The 1,198-nt window shown below is 64.9% G+C and carries 1 protein-coding gene; it reads right to left on the reverse strand.

All coding sequences use genetic code 11. The annotated features are described in order from the left end of the window. Nucleotides 1-407 precede the first annotated feature (407 nt). Nucleotides 408-1,198 (reverse strand): phospholipase D-like domain-containing protein (locus VNN55_09430; GenBank protein ID HWO57774.1); only part of this gene is annotated, 791 nt, incomplete at its 5' end.

Raw genomic sequence — 1,198 nt, forward strand, 5'->3', positions numbered from 1 at the left:
ACGCGGACGGCAGGGAGTGGTTGGTCAACCGGCGTAATGGCTATCGCTACCCGATTGAAGACGGCATCCCGATTATGCTGCTTGAGGAAGGTGAGAAGCACAAGGACGAGAGTTTGATCATCCGCTAGGAGGGGCGCAGCAGCCCCAGATCCACTTTGGCGCGGGCCGCATCGAGAGGTCCCGCGCATCTCCGCCCGGGCAGGGGGGGACGAGCATCCGGGAGCTCCGTCCCTCCCTGCCCATGTTGAGGGGGCAAACGGAGGGGGCCGATGGCGGCAGCCGGGAAAAAACCTCGCCCCCGCAGGTAAGCGGGGGCAGGACGCGCGCCGCACGCTGCGGTGGCTGTGGTGCAACCATGGGTTCGGTCCGCCCTTGAACCCGGAGGCGCGGTGCCCCTCCAGGGATCCTTACAAGAACGGCCAGAGCGGGCTGAGGATCAGTTCGCCGACCCTGGCATACCACGGGCGACGCAACCAGCGCTCCAGCGTCAGCTCGAAGGCGTTGGTCAGGTCGATCGCGAAGATACGCTCCATCTCGGCTGCGAACCCGGCGTCGAGGATCTCTACATTGATCTCGTAGTTGCCGGCCAGGCTCAGGCGATCGAGGTTGGCGGTGCCGATGGTCGACCAGATGCCATCGACTGTAGCGGTCTTGGCGTGGATCATGGCGTTTTGGTAGCCGAAGATGCGCACGCCGTTGCGCAGGCAGTCCTCAAAATAGCCCCGCGCGAGCCAGTCGGCAGTCACATGATTCGATTCCCAGGGGATCAGCACGCGGACATCGACGCCACGTTGCGCGGCGGCGATCAAGGCCGAGAGGATCACCCGGTCGGGGATGAAGTAGGCGTTGGTCACATAGATGTGGTGTCGGGCGCGCTCGATCGCATCCAGATACATCGCCCGGATCGGAAAGACCAGTCGCGCCGGGTCGTTCCGCTGTACCCGGATCGCGCCGGGCCAGGAACGCGGCGGGATGCGGGTGATCTGCGGGCGATGGCCGCGGATGGCGTTCCAGAAATCGGCGAAAGTGTAGGCCAGTTCGAGCGCTGCCGGGCCGCGGATGCGCAGGTGCGTATCGCGCCACTCGGTGGCGTAGAGCTTGCCGACGTTGTAACCGCCAACAAAGGCGATCGTGTTGTCGACTACCAGGAGCTTCCGGTGATCGCGGGCGTAGCGGCGCGGATCGAAAGCGTACCAGA

This window comes from bacterium (assembly GCA_035559435.1).
Lineage (GTDB): Bacteria > Zixibacteria > MSB-5A5 > WJJR01 > WJJR01 > JACQFV01.